Here is a 17,467-nt window from a genome sequence, read left to right as displayed (position 1 = left end):
AAGTGCCGCCCCACTCGTGACATCTTCGAATTCACTGTGTACGTTCCTGAATATGGATATGCACACTGTGGTGGTGGGGGCAGCCGGGGTCACCGCTGCCGATGTGATCGCCGTGGCGCGCCGTGGCGCCCGTATCGAACTGTCCCAGGAGGCCCTGGACGCGCTGGCCACGGCCCGCGAGGTCGTCGACGCGCTCGCCGCGAAGCCGGACCCCGTCTACGGCGTCTCCACCGGGTTCGGCGCGCTCGCCACCCGGCACATCGGGCCCGACCTGCGCGCTCAGCTCCAGCGCAACATCGTGCGCTCGCACGCGGCCGGGATGGGGCCGCGCGTCGAGCGCGAGGTCGTGCGCGCGCTGATGTTCCTGCGCCTGAAGACGGTCTGCTCCGGACACACGGGCGTGCGGCCGGAGGTGGCGCAGACCATGGCGGACGTCCTGAACGCCGGGATCACCCCGGTCGTGCACGAGTACGGGTCCCTAGGCTGCTCCGGCGACCTCGCGCCGCTCAGCCACTGCGCCCTGACCCTGCTCGGCGAGGGCGACGCCGAGGGCCCCGACGGCGTCGTGCGGCCCGCCGGTGAGCTGCTCGCCGCGCACGGCATCAGCCCCGTCGAGCTGCGCGAGAAGGAGGGGCTCGCCCTCCTCAACGGCACCGACGGCATGCTCGGCATGCTCTTCATGGCCCTCGACGACCTGGACAACCTCTACAAGGCCGCCGACGTGACCGCCGCCCTCACCCTGGAGGCGCTGCTCGGCACCGACAAGGTCCTCGCGCCCGAGCTGCACGCGATCCGCCCGCACCCGGGGCAGGCCGCGAGCGCCGCCAACATGCTCGCCGTCCTCGCCGGGTCGGGCCTGACCGGCCACCATCAGGACGACGCCCCGCGCGTGCAGGACGCGTACTCCGTGCGCTGCGCCCCGCAGGTCGCCGGGGCGGGCCGGGACACCCTCGCCCACGCCCGGCTCGTGGCCGAGCGGGAGCTGGCGGCGGCCGTCGACAACCCGGTGGTCCTCCCGGACGGCAACGGCGGCGGGCGCGTCGAGTCCAACGGCAACTTCCACGGCGCCCCGGTCGCCTACGTGCTCGACTTCCTGGCCATCGCCGCGGCCGACCTGGGCTCGATCGCCGAGCGGCGCACGGACCGGCTGCTCGACAAGAACCGCTCGCACGGCCTGCCGCCGTTCCTCGCCGAGGACGCCGGGGTCGACTCGGGCCTGATGATCGCCCAGTACACGCAGGCGGCCCTGGTCAGCGAGATGAAGCGGCTCGCGGTGCCCGCCTCGGCGGACTCGATCCCGTCGTCCGCGATGCAGGAGGACCACGTCTCGATGGGCTGGTCGGCGGCGCGCAAGCTGCGGACGGCCGTCGACAACCTGACGCGGATCATCGCCGTGGAGCTGTACGCGGCCACCCGCGCGATCGAGCTGCGGGAGGGGCTTGAGCCGGCCCCGGCGTCGCGGGCGGTCATCGAGGCGGTGCGCAAGGCGGGGGTGCAGGGTCCTGGACCGGACCGGTACCTGGCCCCCGATCTGGCCGCGGCGGACGCGTTCGTGCGCGGCGGCGCGCTGGTGGAGGCCGTCGAGTCGGTGACGGGCCCGCTCAAGTAGGCGTTCCGTACTGGGTGACCCGTACCAGGTGACTCGTACAGGGGTGCGGCGCATTCCGTCGCACCCCGCTTCGGTGCGTCAGGCGGGCGCCTCCAGGGAGCGGCCCCGGCGGACCGAGTACGCGACGAAGCCGACCCCGAGACCCAGGAACGCCGTGCCGCCGATCACGTACGGCGTCGTGTCGAACGTGCCGGTGTCGGCCAGTCTCAGCTCCTGCTCGGACCGGGTGTCCGCAGCCGTGGCGGCCTGGCCGCCCTGGTCGGGGGTGGTGGGGTGCTCGGCGGTGGCCGAGGCATTGGGGACGAACCACAGGGCGGCCAGGAGGGTCCCGGCGGCGGTGGCGGTGAACAACGATCGACGTGCGGCGGACACGGAAGCGATCCCCCTTGTGGCGCTGGCGAATTGGCCGTGTGGGCCGATGTTAGTGAAAGGGGCGGGTCACGGGAAAGTCACGGGGGGAGCGGGCCGTACGCTCCGGCCTATGAGCACTGATGAGACGTCACGTTTTGTTCGCCTGAAGGTGGAATTGGTCCTGGAGATCGCCGACGCGGAGGCGCTGACCGGGGCCGCGCTCCAGCGCGTCGCCGAGGACGGGTCCATGCCCGCCGAGGAGCGCGCCCACGCCGAGTACGCGGTGCAGGAGGACGAGGCGGAGGCGATCGCGTACCTGGTCGACCCGTTCGACCTGGTCGGCGACGTACCGGGCGCCGAACTCGTCCAGGCGTCCTGGTCCAGCGAGCAGGTCGACTACGACCCCGATTCGCCGGAATGGGATCTCGACGAGGATGATGGCGACGCGGACGAGGAGCGCGTCTAGGGCCTGTCCGACAATTCCCGTCGTCGCCCGGAGGGCGGCCCCGCGGCGTCTGGTGCGTGCTCCGGGGGTCCCCCCTGCTCGAAGAGCTTGGGGGAGCGTGCCAGGCGTCGCGAGGCTGGGGGTACCTCCCGGCCGGAGGCTGGGGGAGGGAATTGTCAGACAGGCCCTGGCGCCGGCCGGCGGGCAGGGGAGCCCGGGGGGCTGTCGTCGCCCGGGTTCTGTACGTGGCGTCCCCCACATCCGGGTTTTTTCGGGAACGGGGGGAACCAGTGGCGGCGTTGTCCAGTGTTAAGGGGAACTCCCGAGTTTCCCGCGGTCCGGCCGTGGCGGCCGGGCCTGTCGGGAGAATCGGTAATCGGCGACTATGGAGAAGCGTGTGATGACGGACGGTAAGCGGCGCAAGGGTCTGATGGCCGCGTCCGCTGTGCTCGGCGGTGTGCTGGTGCTCTCGGCGTGCGGCGGGGGCGACGACGAACCGGGCGCTTCGTCGAGCGGCAAGGCGGAGTCACAGGCGCAGGCGGACGAGGCCGCCGCGCAGAAGGCGTCCGAGGCCGACATCAAGATCGCCCCGAAGGACGGCTCGTCCAACGCGAGCATCAACAACGCGGCCAAGGTCACCGTCAGCAAGGGCACTCTCACCGAGGTCAAGATGACCACGGCGGACGGCACGGCCGTCGAAGGCCAGATATCCGCCGACAAGAAGAGCTGGAAGCCCGCCAAGCAGCTCGAGCGCGCCACGACCTACAAGATCGCCGCCACGGCGAGCGACAAGGACAACCGGATCGCGCACGAGAACGCCTCGTTCACCACGGTCTCCCCGGCCAACAGCTTCATAGGCAACTTCACGCCGGAGGACGGCTCGACCGTCGGCGTGGGCATGCCCGTGTCGATCAACTTCGACAAGGCGATCACCAACAAGGCGGACGTGCAGAAGCACATCACCGTCTCCTCCAGCAGCGGCCAGGAGGTCGTCGGCCACTGGTTCAACGCGAACCGGCTCGACTTCCGCCCCGAGAACTACTGGCAGGGCGGCTCCACCGTCACCCTCAAGCTGGCGCTCGACGGCGTCGAGGGCGCCGACGGCGTGACCGGTGTCCAGCAGAAGACGGTCACCTTCAAGGTCGGGCGGAACCAGGTCTCCACGGTCGACGCCAAGACCAAGACGATGACCGTCACCCAGAACGGGAAGACGATCAAGACCATCCCGATCTCCGCCGGTTCGCCCGAGAACAAGACGTACGAGGGCCAGATGGTGATCTCCGAGAAGTTCAAGGAGACCCGGATGAACGGCGCGTCGGTGGGCTTCACCGACGACGACGGCAAGGGTGAGTACGACATCAAGGACGTGCCGCACGCCATGCGCCTGTCGACCTCCGGCACGTTCATCCACGGCAACTACTGGGGCGCCAAGTCGATCTTCGGCTCGGTCAACACCAGCCACGGCTGCGTCGGTCTCTCCGACACCAAGGGTGCCAACGACCCGAGCACGCCCGGTGCCTGGTTCTACAACCACTCGATGGTCGGTGACGTCGTCGTGGTGAAGAACACCGGCGACAAGACGATCCAGCCGGACAACGGCCTCAACGGCTGGAACATGAGCTGGTCGCAGTGGAAGGCCGGCTCGGCCGTCTGACCCGCCCAGAGATGTGAGAAACCCCTGGCAGGCACGCCTGCCAGGGGTTTCATGCTGTTCTCATCCGTGCCTCACGCAACCCTTACAGCGCCTGCATACGTTTCGCTGGTTCCCACTCAGCGCCCCGGGCCGGGGCCGTCACCGGCGAGGCTTCGATGTTCTTCACCTATCTCAGGCGCGAGCTGCGCCGGCGCAGAAAGGCGGCCCTCGTGGTCGCCTCCGGGCTGGCGCTCGGTATCGCGCTCGTCATCGTCGTCAGCTCCGTCTCCTCGGGCATGGGCAAGGCGCAGGACAAGGTCCTGCAGTCGCTGTACGGCCTGGGCACGGACATGACCGTCACCAAGGCGGCCACGGCGCCCAAGGAGGGGCAGACGGGCCGCCCGCGCTTCGACTTCGACGCCAAGGACGCCGAGGACGGTGACTCCGGCCAGGAGCAGTCCAGCGATCGCGTGATGGTGCAGGGCTTCCAGACGCTCGCCTCGTCCACGGTCACGAAGGTCGCGCGGCAGAAGGGTGTCGCGGACACCGTCGGCGGCCTGAGCCTGCAAGTGATGAAGGTCAGCGGCCAGTTCACGCGCGGCCAGTTCAAGCAGGACCCGCAGCAGCAGGGGCAGCGCGGCGGTCCCGGCGGCGGCTCGGGTGAGCCGCAGGGCCGCGTCGAGGGCGGCGGTGCCAGCTTCGACGTCAACTCGTACTCGGTCTTCGGTACCGACGTCACCAAGCAGGACCTCGGCCCGCTGACCTCCTCGAAGATCACCGAGGGGCGGACCTTCAAAACCTCCGAGACGGACGCGAAGGTCGTCGTCGCCGACGCCTCGTACGCCAAGGAGAAGAAGCTCGCCCTGAATGACACCGTCACCGTCAAGGGCACGAAGTTCAAGGTCATCGGCGTCGCGACGCCCGACAGCGGGGACGCCGCCGCCAATCTGTACCTGCCGCTGAAGCAGGCCCAGACGCTCGCGGGCACCAAGGACAAGGTGACGACGGTCTACGTCAAGGCGGCCGACTCGCAGCAGATCGACGCGGTGAAGTCGACCATCCAGAAGAACATCTCCGGTACGACGGTCACCACCTCCGCCGACCTCGCCGACACCGTCTCCGGTTCGCTCTCCACCGCCTCCAACCTCGCCTCCAACGTCGGCAAGTGGCTGTCGGTCGCCGTGCTGGCCGCCGCGTTCCTGGTGGCGGGTCTGCTCACGTCGTCGGCCGTGTCGCGCCGCGTGCGGGAGTTCGGCACGCTCAAGGCGCTCGGCTGGAAGTCGGACCGGGTCACCCGCCAGGTCATCGGCGAGGCCGTCGTCAACGGCCTGATCGGCGGCGTCCTCGGCATCGCCGTCGGCCTCGCGGGCGCCTACGCGGTCACCGCCATCAGCCCGACGCTCTCCGCGCAGCTCGGCGTCGGTGGCGGCATGGGCGGCGGCCCCACTGGCGGCGGCTTCGGCGGCGGCATGCGCCAGGCCGCGAACGGCGGGGGCAAGACCCTCGACATCGCGCTCAGCGCCCCGGTCTCCGCCACCACCATCGCCCTCGCGGTCGGTCTCGCCGTCGCGGGCGGCCTGATCGCCGGCGCGTTCGGCGGCTGGCGGGCCTCGCGTCTGCGCCCGGCGGACGCCCTGCGCCGCGTCGAGTAGCGGCAGCCCTGCCACGGGCATCCACCCCAGTCACGTACAGCGATACGTACACCCGTGCGTACAGCCCTACGTGCAGCCATACGTACAGCGGGAGTTGCGGCATGTATCAGCTCAGAGACGTCACCAAGCAGTACCGGCGCGGCAAGGACACCGTCGACGCGCTCGCGGGTGTCGATCTGACCATCGGGGACGGCGACCGGCTCGTCATCCAGGGCCCCACCGGCGGCGGCAAGTCGACCCTGCTCCAGATGCTCGGCGGCCTCGACCGGCCCACCTCGGGCAGTGTCGAGCTGGACGGCACCGATCTGGCGAAGCTGCCCGAGGCGCGGCTCACCAAGGTCCGCGCCGAGTCCATCGGCTTCGTCTTCCAGTCCTTCAACCTCATCCCGACGCTGACCGCGCAGGAGAACGTCGAGACGGCCCTCGTGCCGCTCGGCCTGAAAAGCGGCGACCGGCGCGAGCGAGCGGCGGAGGCGCTGAAGTCGGTCGGCCTCGGCGAACGCCTCGCGCACCTGCCCTCGGAGATGTCCGGCGGCCAGCAGCAGCGCGTCGCCATCGCCCGCGCGCTGGTCAAGAACCCGAAGGTGCTGCTCGCCGACGAGCCGACCGGCAACCTCGACGAGTCCATGCGGGACGAGATCATGGACGTACTGGAAGCGCAGTGGAAGGAGCACGGGCTGACGTTCATCATGGTCACCCATGACTCGGCGATCGCCCGCAAGGCGCCGCGCCTCGCCACGATCCGGAAGGGACGGATCAAGGTGACCGAGAACAGCTCCCTCGCCTGACCAGCAGGCAACCTCCGGCCCTCCCGCGCCCTCTGTGTGCAGGGGGGCCGAGCGCGGTCCCCCGAACGGTGAACCACATCTGGGGGGAACGTTGCACAGACAGTCGTCCGCACCGGCATCCGGAAGACCCGCCCGAGCGCGGCGCGCGGCGGTGCTCGCCTCCGCGACCGCCGTCGTCGCGCTGGCCGCCGGGCTCGTCGTCCCGTCGGCCACCGCCGCGCCCGCGTCCGGCGCGGCCGCACGGCACGGCCAGGACCTGAAGCCCCGTACGCACGTCACGCTCATCACCGGCGACCGGGTCGCCCTGAACGCCAAGGGCAAGCCGGTCGGATTCGAGCGGGCCGCCGGGCGGGACCGCATACCCGTGCAGATACGCACGCTGCAAGGGCACGTCCACGTCATACCGGCCGACGCCCGGCGCCTCATCGACGAAGGCCGCCTCGACCGGCGCCTCTTCGACGTCACCGAGCTCTCCAAGGCCTCGTACGTCAAGGCCCGGCGCGACGGCCTCAAGGTCATCGTCGGCTACCGGGGCAGCGCCGCCGCCGCGCGCGCCGAGGTGCGCGACGCCGGGGACACCACGGTGCGCCGCAGCCTGCGGACGCTCAACGCCGACGCCCTCACCACGCCCGAGGACGACGCGGGCAAGCTGTGGAAGGCGGTCACGAACGGCAAGGGCGCCACCGCCTCCGGTGTCGGCCGCATCTGGCTCGACGGCCTGCGCCGGGCGAGCCTCGACAAGTCGGTGCCGCAGATCGGCGCCCCCGCCGCGTGGGCGGCGGGCTACGACGGCAAGGGCGTCAAGATCGCCGTCCTGGACTCGGGCATCGCCGCCTCGCACCCCGACCTCAAGGACCGGATCGCCGGGGCGAAGAACTTCTCGACGGCCGCCGACACCGTCGACCGCCTGGGACACGGCACCCACGTCGCGTCCATCGCGGCCGGTACGGGCGCCAAGTCCGGCGGAAAGTACAAGGGCGTCGCCCCCGGTGCGAAGCTCCTCATCGGCAAGGTCCTCGACGACGACGGCTTCGGTGACGACTCCGGCATCCTCGCCGGCATGGAGTGGGCGGCCGCGCAGGGCGCCGACGTCGTCAACCTCAGCCTCGGCGGCCGCGACACCCCGGAGACCGACCCGCTGGAGGCCGAGGTCGACAAGCTGTCCGAGCAGAAGGGCATCCTCTTCGCCATCGCCGCGGGCAACGAGGGCCCCCACTCCATCGGCTCGCCCGGCAGCGCGGACGCCGCGCTCACCGTCGGCGCCGTCGACGACAAGGACAAGCTCGCCGACTTCTCCTCGACCGGGCCGCGCGTCGGCGACGACGCGATCAAGCCGGACGTGACGGCGCCGGGCGTCGACATCACGGCCGCCGCCGCCCCCGGCAGCGCCATCGCGAAGGAGGTCGGCGAGAAGCCCGCCGGGTACCTCACCATCTCGGGCACGTCGATGGCGACCCCGCACGTCGCGGGCGCCGCCGCCCTCCTCAAGCAGCAGCACCCCGACTGGACGTACCGGGAGCTGAAGGGCGCGCTCGTCGGCTCCGCGAAGGGCGGCCCGTACGCGGCGTTCCAGCAGGGCAGCGGCCGTATCCAGGTGAACAGGGCGATCAAGCAGACGGTGTTCGCCGAGAACGTCTCGGTGAGCTTCGGCCTCGCGCGCTGGCCGCACACCGACGACGAGCCGGTCACCAAGTCGCTCACCTACCGCAACACCGGCACCGAGGACGTCACCCTCGACCTCGCCCTCACCACCGTGAACCCGAAGGGCCAGGCCGCCCCGGCCGGCTTCTTCACGCTCGGTGCCTCGCGAGTCACCGTCCCGGCGGGCGGCACCGCCGACGTGCCCGTGACGGTGAACCCGAAGCTCGGCGGCGCCCTCGACGGCGCCTACTCCGCGTACGTGACGGCGAGCGGCGGCGGCCAGTCGGTGCGCACGGCGGCAGCGGTGCAGCGCGAGGCCGAGTCCTACGACGTCACGCTGAAGCACATCGGCCGTGACGGGCGCCCCATGTCCACCTACCAGACCGACCTGCTCGGCACGGCGGGCCCCGGCCGGAACCAGATGTTCTCGGCGGAGCCGTCCGCCTCCGGCACGGTCACACTGCGCGTGCCCAAGGGCACCTACCTCCTGGACGGCCTCCTCGCCAAGGACCTGGAGGAGTTCAAGGGCGGCGTCGACTGGCTCGTGCAGCCGAAGCTCGACGTCACCAAGAACCTGACGGTCACGCTCGACGCCCGCAGGACGAAGGGCGCGACGATCACGGTCCCGGACAGCGGAGCCAAGCCGCTCAGCGCGATGGTCGCCTACGACTACGACCCGGTCGGCCTCTCCGCCGTCCTCGGCGACTCGTTCGCGAACATCCGCACCGCGCCGCTCGGCAGCACGGTGGCGAGCGGGCTGACGCAGACCTGGTTCGGCCAGTGGACCAAGGGCGGGAGCACCGAGTACGACGTGGTGACCAGCGCCAAGGTCAAGCAGCTCCAGGGCGCCAAGGTCCGCCACTTCAAGGCGGGCGAGCTGGCCACCGTCACCGTCGGGCTCGGCGCCCCGGCCGCACGCAAGACCGGGATGCTCGAAAGCACCGCGGAGATGCCGGACAGCGCCGGCTTCGGCCTCACCGTCGAGCGGAAGCTGCCCACCACCCGCACCCTGCGCCTGTCCACCGCCGACCGGGCCGCCTGGTCGTTCGACTTCACCCAGCTCGGCGGCCGGGACGCGGACGGCAGCCCGATCGCCGACGCCTCGTACACGCTCGGCGCCGCGCAGACCCTCAAGGGCGGAAAGTCGTACGCGAAGACGTTCAACACGGCCGTGTTCGGGCCGCGCGTCGGCGGTGAGTACGGCCTCTTCCGCGACGGCAACGACCTGTACGGGTACCTGCCGCTGTTCGCAGACGGCCAGACGCACGCGGGCCAGTCGACCTTCACCTCGGTCAGGACGGAGCTGTACCGCAACGGCACCAGGATCGCCGGCGGCGCCGACCCGCTCTTCGGGGACGTCGATTACCGGCTCCCGTCCGGTGACGCCGCGTACCGCCTCACGACCTCGGTCAAGCGCGACGCGAAGGTCTCGGCGGCGTCGACCCGGATCGACGCGGCGTGGACGTTCCGCTCCAAGAGGACGGCCGACCTGACCCGCCTCCCGGCGTCCGGCGTCCGGTTCGCCGCGGCGGTCGGCCTGGACAGCAAGGTGACCGCGGGCCGGACCCAGACCTTCCCGGTCACGGTCCAGGGCGCGGCGGCGGGCCGCAACCTCAAGTCCCTCACGGTGTACGCCTCCTACGACGGCGGCCACACCTGGAAGAAGGTGACGGTGACGCGCGGCAAGGTCACCGTGAAGAACCCCGCGAAGAACAAGACGGTGTCGTACCGGGCCAAGGTCGTCGACAAGAAGGGCAACACGTCGACGATCTCGATCTACAACGCGTACACGGGTAAGTAGCCCACTTATCGCGCGAGGCCCGCTCCGGCTTATGGCCGGGGCGGGCTCCGTTGTTCTAGCCCCTCCGGCGATTGAGGAGCGGGGCCGGGGCGGAGCCCCTGGGCTGGGCGTCATCGCCGAGTGCGAATGCGTCGTGGCTGAGCGCGCAGTTCCCCGCGCCCCTAGCGGGGCGCCTCGCTACCGGCGCGGGTGGCATCGGCGCCCCAGCTCGCGAGCAGCCGCAGGGCCTCCGCCGACGGCGAGCCGGGCTCCGCGTGGTACACGGACAGGAACTGCCCGTCGTCGTCCGGCAGATGCAGCGTCTCGTAGGCGAGCGTCAGCTCACCGACGAGCGGATGCCGCATCCGCTTCACGCCGTGCCCCTTCTCCTTCACGTCATGGGTGGCCCACAGCGTGCGGAACTCCTCGCTCTTGACGGAGAGTTCACCGACGAGGGCCGACAGCTCCGGGTCGTCCGGGTGCTGACCGGCGTACAGCCGCAGATAGCTGACCATGTCCGACGCCTTCTGCTCCCAGTCGCGGAACAGCTCGCGGTAGTCGGGGTTGAGAAAGGTGAGCCGGGCCCAGTTGCGCTCGTGGGGCTGCATCGCACCCCAGTCCCCGAACAGCGCGGCCGCCATCCGGTTCCAGGCGAGGATCTCGGACCGCGCCCCGCCGATGTACGCGGGCACGCCCTCCATCGAGTCGAGCAGATGCTGGAGCGCGGGCCGGGCGTGCTGCCGCCGGGCGGCCCGGTGCTTGCGACGCTGCTGCCTCGGCTTGGCCAGATGGGTCAGATGGGCATGTTCCGTCTCACTGAGCCGCAGGGCGCGCGCGATGGCGTCGAGCACCTCCGCCGACACATTGCGCCCGTTGCCCTGTTCGAGCCGGGTGTAGTACGCCACCGAGACCCCGGCGAGCTGCGCCAGCTCCTCGCGCCGCAGCCCCGGCACGCGCCGGTGCCGCCCGATCGTCGGCATCCCCACGTCCTCCGGCTTGAGCCGGGCCCGCCGGGAGCGCAGGAACTCGCTCAGCTCGGCACGCTGATCGAGCCCCTCGGGGCCGCCGTCGGGGTTGTCCGGTTTGGCATCCATGGTGTCCAGTATTCCCGGTCGTACGCCCACCAGCCTGACCCCGCCAGTGGTAGGACCGCTGAGCGTACGCAAAGCGGTGACCTGGGTGAATGCGCGCGTACGCGGCACGCTGGGAGCCATGACCACGACTGTTGCCGCATACGCCGCGCCCAGCGCCAAGGCCCCGCTGGAGCGCACCACCATCGAGCGCCGCACGGTCGGCGAGCACGACGTACTGATCGACATCCAGTTCGCCGGCATCTGCCACTCGGACATCCACCAGGCCCGTGAGGGCTGGGGCGAGGCCATCTTCCCGATGGTCCCCGGCCACGAGATCGCCGGTGTCGTCTCCGAGGTCGGCTCCGGCGTCACCAAGTTCAAGGTCGGCGACCGCGTCGGCGTCGGCTGCATGGTCGACTCCTGCCGCGAGTGCGAGCCCTGCCTGAGCGGCCAGGAGCAGCACTGCGTCCGGGGCAACGTCCAGACGTACAACGGCATCGGCAAGGACGGGCAGCCCACCTACGGCGGCTACTCCCAGAAGGTCGTCGTCGACGAGGCGTTCACGCTCCGCATCCCCGACGGCATCTCCCTCGACGTGGCGGCCCCCCTCCTCTGCGCGGGCATCACCACGTACTCCCCGCTGAAGCACTGGGGCGCGGGCCCCGGCAAGAAGGTCGCCGTCGTCGGCCTCGGCGGCCTCGGCCACATGGGCGTCAAGCTCGCCCACGCCCTCGGCGCGGAGGTGACGGTCCTCTCCCAGTCGCTGCGCAAGAAGGACGACGGGCTGAAGCTCGGCGCGGACCGGTACTTCGCGACCAGTGACCCGGCGACCTTCGAGGAGCTGGCGGGGTCTTTTGATGTGATCCTTTCTACCGTCTCGGCCCCGCTGGACTTCGGCGCGTACCTGAGCCTGCTCAAGACGGGCGGCGCCCTGGTGAACGTAGGCGCCCCCGAGGAGCCCATCTCCCTGAACCTCTTCTCCCTCATCGGTGGCAACAAGACCCTCGCCGGTTCGATGATCGGCGGCATCGCCGAGACCCAGGAGATGCTGGACTTCTGCGCGGAGCGCGGGATCGGCGCGGAGATCGAGCTGATCGAGGCGAGTCAGGTGAACGAGGCGTACGAGCGCGTCCTGAACTCGGACGTCCGGTACCGCTTCGTGATCGACGCGGCGACGATCTGAGCCCGGCCCTTACCCGGTAGGTAATCGACGCCCTCTTCGGAACCCGGCAGGCTGCTTTGTGCAGCCACACCCGCCGGACCCGAGGAGGGCTTCGTCATGACCGCTTACGCCATCGCCGTACTGCGCCCCACGGCCCCGGTCCACCCCGAGGTCCTGGAGTACATCGAGCGCGTACAAGGAACGTTCGCACCGTACGGGGGTCGGTTCCTCTCGCATGGGAAGCGGAGCGAGTACGTGGAGGGGGAGTGGAACGGGGACATGGTCATCGTGGGCTTCCCGGACCTGGCGCGGGCGCACGAATGGTACGCGTCGGAGGCGTACCAGGAGATCGTGCGGCTCCGGGCCGATCACATCCCGGGGGAGATGGTGTTCGTGGAAGGTGTGCCGGAGGACTACGACGCGGGGCGCACGGCAGCGGCGATGCGGTCTGCCTTGTCGTAATAGGGCCGTACGAGGGGGAGGTGGCTCACGTCGACGCGGGCTGCTTCGGCGGCTTCGCGGGCGTAGGGGCTGCGCGGGCGTGGTGGTGGTTCGTAACAGGGTGCGGGTTCGGGGAGCGGCGGTGCGTGGGCGCGGCGGCGGCCCGTGCCCGGCAGGAACACGGTGAGCAGGGCCCGGGCGAGCCGCCTCACAGTTCGCACCACACCGTCTTGCCGCGCAGCCCTTGCTCCACGCCCCAGCGCAGGGCCAGTGCCCCTACGAGAGTCAGCCCTCGGCCGCACTCGTCCGTCAAGGTGGCGTGAAGGAGCGTGGGGAGGGCGCGCGGGTCCGGGTCGGTCACCTCCACGCGGGTGCGGTCGCCGTCGGTCGTGTAGACCCGTACGGAGACGGGGGTGCCCTCGCCCAGATGGTCGATGACGTTGGTCATCAACTCCGTTGCGCAGAGCCGGACTTCGTAGTCGTGAGCGCGGAGGCGGTGACGGATCTCCGGGACGGATTTCGGGGTGGCGAGGAGATCGAGGGCGAGGTCGGGCATGAGCGGGCGTCACCTTCCTGGGCGCACTGTGACGGTTCGCTCACACTGTGGCGTCACGCTGCGTACCGTGACGAGGGTTTCAAGTACGCAGCGCAGGCTGCGGAAGCCCCCCACACGCGGCGGTGAGCGATGGCACGACGCAAGGACATCGACGGGTCGATGAGCGTCCCGACCTTCTACGGCAAGGAACTGAGGTGGAAGCGGGAGGCGGCGGGCTTGTCGCTTGAGGAGCTGGTGGAGGGCAGCTTCTACGGAAAGTCACTCCTCAGCGACATCGAACGCGGCGAACGCCGGATGCCGATGGAATTGGCCCGGCATGTGGATCGCGTGCTGAGTACCGATGGGTACTTCGCGCGGAGTTGCGAGGATGTGGGCAGGGCGCGGCGGGGGCCGCATGCGGCGTACTTCCAGCAGGTGCTGGAGGCTGAGCGGCACGCGGAGGTCATCGAAGAGTGGTGCCCGAGCACCATCCCTGGCCTGCTCCAACTGGCCCCGTACGCCCGCGTGCAGGTCAGGGCGGCCCACCCGATGGCTGCTGACGACTGGGTCCAGGAGAAGGTCACTGCCCGGCTCGGACGGGCCCGCCTCTTCGACGAGCACCACGACACCCCCGAGTACTGGGCAATCCTGCACGAGTCGTTGCTGACGGACCCGGTGATCCCGGCGTCCGACATGGCTGCGCAACTCGACCGCATCGCAGAGCTTGCGCGCTGCCACCGGATCGTTCCGCAGGTGATTTTGCGGAAGAGTGGGCCGTATCCCTTGATGGCCGCGTCCATCAAGGCGATGGGCTTTCCGGATGCTCCGCCACTCGTCTACCTGGAAGCTTCCTACAGCGGCACGACGATCGACGATCCGGCTCTCGTGAAGCAGTACCGCAAGGCATACGATCGGCTCAGGGCCGTCGCGCAGGCACCGGACGTGTCCCTGGCCATGATCGAGTCAGCGGCGGAGGAATTCCGAAATGGCAGGCAGCCGGACCGACTTGAATAACGCGCTCTGGGTCAAGAGCAGCTACAGCAACGGCGATGGCGGCGACTGCGTGGAGGTCGCCCGTGACTTCCCCGGCGCGGCCCGCTGGCGCAAGTCGAGCCACAGCAACGGCGATGGCGGTAACTGCCTGGAGGTCGCTATCGACTTGCCTGGCGCTGTGCGCTGGCGCAAGTCTGAGCACAGCAATGGCGACGGCGGTCACTGCGTCGAGGTCGCTGAAGGCATCCCGGGCATCGTCCCGGTCCGCGACAGCAAGGACCCTGCCGGGCCCGTGATCGTCGTAGCCGACACGACCTGGTCCGCGTTCATCGCAGGTGTGCGCCGGTCCTGACACCCGACGCCACCAGGTGCTCGACCAATCGCTCCTGCCCGGGGTACGGCCGCTCGGCCGGGAGCAATTGGGTCGCCGCCTCCACATCGCCCCCGGCGACCAACCCCCGTATCTCACGCACAAGCGGGGTCACATCAGTAACGGACACCAACCACTCATCCGCGTACCGCCGAACCGCCTCCCCGGAGAGCCCGAGCTGCAACGACCGGTGCTGAAGCGGCCTCAGCCACACATCCCGCTCGGGATCCCACTGCACCCGCGCGGGCGCCTCCCGCAACTCCCGCTTCCAGGCGGCGTGATCGGCATGCACCCCGGACTCGTAGCTCGACAGGCACGCATGACGCAGCGCCCACTCGAAGCCGTCCCGGTCGATCTCCACAGCCAGGACAACCTCCTGCCCCGGCTTGGTGGCCCAGCCGCACCGGTACATCATCCACAGGAACGACGGCTTGATCCACGTCATCCGCTCCCGCTTCCACCCGGCAGGGAAACGGCCGTCGCGCGCGGCGGGCAGCCCGATCTCCGGCGCGTAAGCCTGGTAGACCGTCACCGTGGAATCCGTATAGCGGGCCCGAATCTCATGCCGGGGAACTGAAGGCGTCTCACTCATGGCCGCCACAATGCGCGCCCCGCGCGGACGCCCGCCAGCGAATAAAGCTCAGCGCAACAAACTCGCCGGGCTCCCCCCATTCGCCTCGTACCCGGCGACCGCCAGCGCCCGGTACACCGCGTACGCCGCCGCCGGGTCCTCCTCCGCCGTCCACGGGATCGCGCCGACGTGGCCGTCGACGTGGACGATCTGCTGCATCGCCTCGGACCAGCGCTCGCTGCGGACCAGGAAGAAGACCAGCAGGTGACGGACGTGCGCGAGCATCGGGTCGTCGGGGCGCGCGGCGTTCACCGCGAAGAGGGCGCCGTGCAGCGCCTTGGTCACGACCTCGCTCTCGTAGAAGCCGCGGACGAGGTTCAGGTCGGGCATGTGCTCGTACAGGGCGAAGAGTGGCAGCGCCGCCAGGAGCGAACCGCGCGGGGCGCGTGCCGCCGCCGCTTCCGCGAACGCGAACGCCTCGTCGCGCGAGCCGTGCCACTTCTCCGTCCAGTAGCGCAGGCCGGCCAAGTGCGCCCCCATGTGCCCGGGAGCCGTGTCGAGGATCTTCAGCCACAACTGCTCGAACTCGGACTGCGAGTAGCCGAGGCCGCGCGCCACCGCGAGGTGCGTGATGTGGGGGACCGGGTCGCCGGGGGCGAGGAGCGCCGCCTGTTCGCAGGCCGCCCGCGCCTCCTCCAGGATGATGCGCTGCTCGTCCTGGGTGCCGCCGTTGCGCCACGCCTGCTGCACCAGGAACTCGGCGAAGACCTGCGCCCCGCCCGCGTCCTTCGGCTTCTGCGAGCGCCACGCGTGCAGCCAGCCCGCACCCAGGCGCGGCGTCTGCGCCAGTTCGATGGCCGCCGCACCGGCGATGGCCTGGACGCGCTCCCAGCGGGTCTCGGTCTCCTTGCCGGTGCCCGCCAGCAACTGTGACGCCGCCGTGAAATCTTGATTGCGCTGGACGACGGCCATCACGTCCAGGAGGTCCTGGTCCGGGCCCGGCAGGCGCACGTCCAGCTCCTCCTGGCGCACGAAGCCGTAGTCCGCCGGGTCGGCCGCGTCGGGCGAGCCCGGGGCCACCTGACGGATCCCGCCCCCACCGCCGCGCCGGCGCAGCATCACCACCCAGGCGATCATCAGCACGGCCATCAGGACCCAGAGAATTCCCATGTCCTCAAAGCTAACCGAGGCGGCGTGAGAGGCCGTCCCTGGACCGTGCGCGCACTAGGCTCGGGCCCCATGAGCGACACCCACAGCCAGAACGCCGCACACCGCGGGTTCGAGACGACCGCCATCCACGCCGGGAACACGGCCGACCCCGTCACCGGCGCCGTCGTCCCGCCGATCTACCAGGTCTCCACGTACAAGCAGGACGGCGTCGGCGGCCTGCGCGGCGGCTACGAGTACAGCCGCAGCGCCAACCCGACCCGTACCGCCCTGGAGGAGAACCTGGCCGCGATCGAGGGCGGGCGGCGCGGTCTCGCCTTCGCCTCCGGGCTCGCCGCCGAGGACTGCCTGCTGCGCACCCTGCTGAGCCCCGGTGACCACGTCGTCATCCCGAACGACGCCTATGGCGGTACCTTCCGACTGTTCGACAAGGTCGCCTCCAGGTGGGGGGTCGAGTGGTCCGTCGCCGACACCAGTGACGTCGACGCCGTGCGGGCCGCCATCACGCCGAAGACGAAGGCGGTCTGGGTCGAGACGCCCTCGAACCCGCTGCTCGGCATCACCGACATCGCCGCCGTCGCCCAGGTCACGCGCGAGGCCGGGGTCCGTCTCGTCGTGGACAACACCTTCGCGAGCCCCTACCTCCAGCAGCCGCTCGCGCTCGGCGCGGACGTCGTCGTGCACTCGATGACCAAGTACATGGGCGGGCACTCCGACGTCGTCGGTGGCGCCCTCGTCGTCAACGACCAGGCGCTCGGTGACGAGCTGGCCTACCACCAGAACGCCATGGGCGCCGTGTGCGGGCCCTTCGACGCCTGGCTGGTCCTGCGCGGCATCAAGACGCTGTCCGTCCGCATGGACCGGCACAGCGAGAACGCCGGTCGCGTGGTCGAGATGCTCAGCCGCCACCCGCGCGTCACCGCCGTCCTCTACCCGGGGTTGCCCGAGCACCCGGGGCACGAGGTCGCCGCCAAGCAGATGAAGGCGTTCGGCGGCATGGTGTCCTTCCGCGTCGAGGGCGGCGAGGAAGCGGCCGTCGAGGTCTGCAACCGCGCCAAGGTCTTCACCCTCGGTGAGTCCCTGGGCGGTGTGGAATCCCTCATCGAGCACCCCGGCCGCATGACGCACGCCTCGGTCGCGGGCTCGCTCCTCGAGGTCCCCGCCGACCTCGTCCGCCTCTCCGTCGGCATCGAGTCCATCGACGACCTGCTCGCCGACCTTCAGCAGGCCCTCGACCAGCGCTCGTAAGCCCCCAG

The 17,467-nt window shown here is 70.4% G+C and carries 16 protein-coding genes; 11 read left to right on the top strand and 5 right to left on the bottom strand.

What is annotated here, in order from left to right; all coding sequences use genetic code 11:
- Positions 1–58 precede the first annotated feature (58 nt).
- Positions 59–1,609 (top strand): histidine ammonia-lyase, encoded by a 1,551-nt coding sequence (hutH, locus tag ABZ877_RS25805; RefSeq protein WP_361075323.1) that lies wholly within the window; start codon positions 59–61, stop codon positions 1,607–1,609.
- Positions 1,610–1,687: 78 nt separating this feature from the next.
- Here the strand turns inward: hutH and ABZ877_RS25800 are convergent, their stop codons facing one another.
- Positions 1,688–1,981, bottom strand: coding sequence for a hypothetical protein (locus ABZ877_RS25800; protein ID WP_361075167.1), 294 nt, complete (start codon positions 1,979–1,981; stop codon positions 1,688–1,690).
- Between the two features lie 109 nt (positions 1,982–2,090).
- Between ABZ877_RS25800 and ABZ877_RS25795 the strand changes: the two genes are divergently transcribed.
- From ABZ877_RS25795 to ABZ877_RS25775, 5 genes are all read left to right on the top strand, one after another.
- Complete coding sequence (locus tag ABZ877_RS25795; protein ID WP_361075165.1) at positions 2,091–2,426, top strand: hypothetical protein; 336 nt, start codon at positions 2,091–2,093, stop codon at positions 2,424–2,426.
- Positions 2,427–2,805: 379 nt separating this feature from the next.
- On the top strand, positions 2,806–4,059 hold the full coding sequence (locus ABZ877_RS25790) for an Ig-like domain-containing protein (protein ID WP_361075163.1): 1,254 nt from the start codon (positions 2,806–2,808) through the stop codon (positions 4,057–4,059).
- A gap of 155 nt (positions 4,060–4,214) precedes the next feature.
- Positions 4,215–5,690 carry an ABC transporter permease gene (locus ABZ877_RS25785; protein WP_361075161.1) on the top strand — a complete coding sequence of 492 codons (1,476 nt, stop codon included), beginning with the start codon at positions 4,215–4,217 and terminating at the stop codon, positions 5,688–5,690.
- A 101-nt stretch (positions 5,691–5,791) separates the two neighbouring features.
- Positions 5,792–6,478 carry an ABC transporter ATP-binding protein gene (locus tag ABZ877_RS25780; RefSeq protein ID WP_361075159.1) on the top strand — a complete coding sequence of 229 codons (687 nt, stop codon included), beginning with the start codon at positions 5,792–5,794 and terminating at the stop codon, positions 6,476–6,478.
- A gap of 151 nt (positions 6,479–6,629) precedes the next feature.
- Positions 6,630–9,920, top strand: coding sequence for a S8 family serine peptidase (locus ABZ877_RS25775; protein WP_361075157.1), 3,291 nt, complete (start codon positions 6,630–6,632; stop codon positions 9,918–9,920).
- A gap of 161 nt (positions 9,921–10,081) precedes the next feature.
- Here ABZ877_RS25775 and ABZ877_RS25770 read toward each other — a convergent pair whose 3' ends face one another.
- Positions 10,082–10,993, bottom strand: a complete 912-nt coding sequence (locus ABZ877_RS25770) for a helix-turn-helix transcriptional regulator (protein WP_361075155.1) — start codon at positions 10,991–10,993, stop codon at positions 10,082–10,084.
- Between the two features lie 118 nt (positions 10,994–11,111).
- On the opposite strand from ABZ877_RS25770, the gene ABZ877_RS25765 reads away from it, so the two are divergent.
- Positions 11,112–12,155 carry an NAD(P)-dependent alcohol dehydrogenase gene (locus tag ABZ877_RS25765; RefSeq protein WP_361075153.1) on the top strand — a complete coding sequence of 348 codons (1,044 nt, stop codon included), beginning with the start codon at positions 11,112–11,114 and terminating at the stop codon, positions 12,153–12,155.
- Positions 12,156–12,251: 96 nt separating this feature from the next.
- Positions 12,252–12,596 carry a DUF1330 domain-containing protein gene (locus tag ABZ877_RS25760; RefSeq protein ID WP_361075151.1) on the top strand — a complete coding sequence of 115 codons (345 nt, stop codon included), beginning with the start codon at positions 12,252–12,254 and terminating at the stop codon, positions 12,594–12,596.
- A gap of 187 nt (positions 12,597–12,783) precedes the next feature.
- Here the strand turns inward: ABZ877_RS25760 and ABZ877_RS25755 are convergent, their stop codons facing one another.
- The gene (locus ABZ877_RS25755) at positions 12,784–13,131 is read right to left on the bottom strand and encodes an ATP-binding protein (protein ID WP_361075149.1); all 348 of its coding nucleotides are present in this window, start codon (positions 13,129–13,131) and stop codon (positions 12,784–12,786) included.
- A 129-nt stretch (positions 13,132–13,260) separates the two neighbouring features.
- Between ABZ877_RS25755 and ABZ877_RS25750 the strand changes: the two genes are divergently transcribed.
- Entirely contained in the window at positions 13,261–14,124 is an 864-nt protein-coding gene (locus ABZ877_RS25750; protein ID WP_361075147.1) for a helix-turn-helix transcriptional regulator, read from the top strand.
- A complete protein-coding gene (locus ABZ877_RS25745; protein ID WP_361075145.1) occupies positions 14,096–14,455 on the top strand; it encodes a DUF397 domain-containing protein in 360 nt (119 codons plus the stop codon). Before ABZ877_RS25750 ends, ABZ877_RS25745 begins: the two co-directional genes overlap by 29 nt.
- Here ABZ877_RS25745 and ABZ877_RS25740 read toward each other — a convergent pair.
- The gene (locus ABZ877_RS25740) at positions 14,430–15,065 is read right to left on the bottom strand and encodes a DUF4291 domain-containing protein (RefSeq protein WP_361075143.1); all 636 of its coding nucleotides are present in this window, start codon (positions 15,063–15,065) and stop codon (positions 14,430–14,432) included. The two genes, ABZ877_RS25745 and ABZ877_RS25740, sit on opposite strands and share 26 nt — an antisense overlap.
- Before the next feature lie 48 nt (positions 15,066–15,113).
- Positions 15,114–16,214 (bottom strand): hypothetical protein, encoded by a 1,101-nt coding sequence (locus tag ABZ877_RS25735; protein WP_361075141.1) that lies wholly within the window; start codon positions 16,212–16,214, stop codon positions 15,114–15,116.
- 69 nt (positions 16,215–16,283) lie between these two features.
- Between ABZ877_RS25735 and ABZ877_RS25730 the strand changes: the two genes are divergently transcribed.
- Positions 16,284–17,459, top strand: a complete 1,176-nt coding sequence (locus ABZ877_RS25730) for a cystathionine gamma-synthase (protein WP_361075139.1) — start codon at positions 16,284–16,286, stop codon at positions 17,457–17,459.
- The last annotated feature ends 8 nt before the right edge of the window (positions 17,460–17,467 follow it).

Origin of the sequence: Streptomyces sp. NPDC046939, from assembly GCF_040644575.1 — a bacterium.
Taxonomy (GTDB): domain Bacteria; phylum Actinomycetota; class Actinomycetes; order Streptomycetales; family Streptomycetaceae; genus Streptomyces.
The sequence above is the reverse complement of the archived record's forward strand: the minus strand, read 5'-3'. Positions and strand labels throughout refer to the sequence as shown.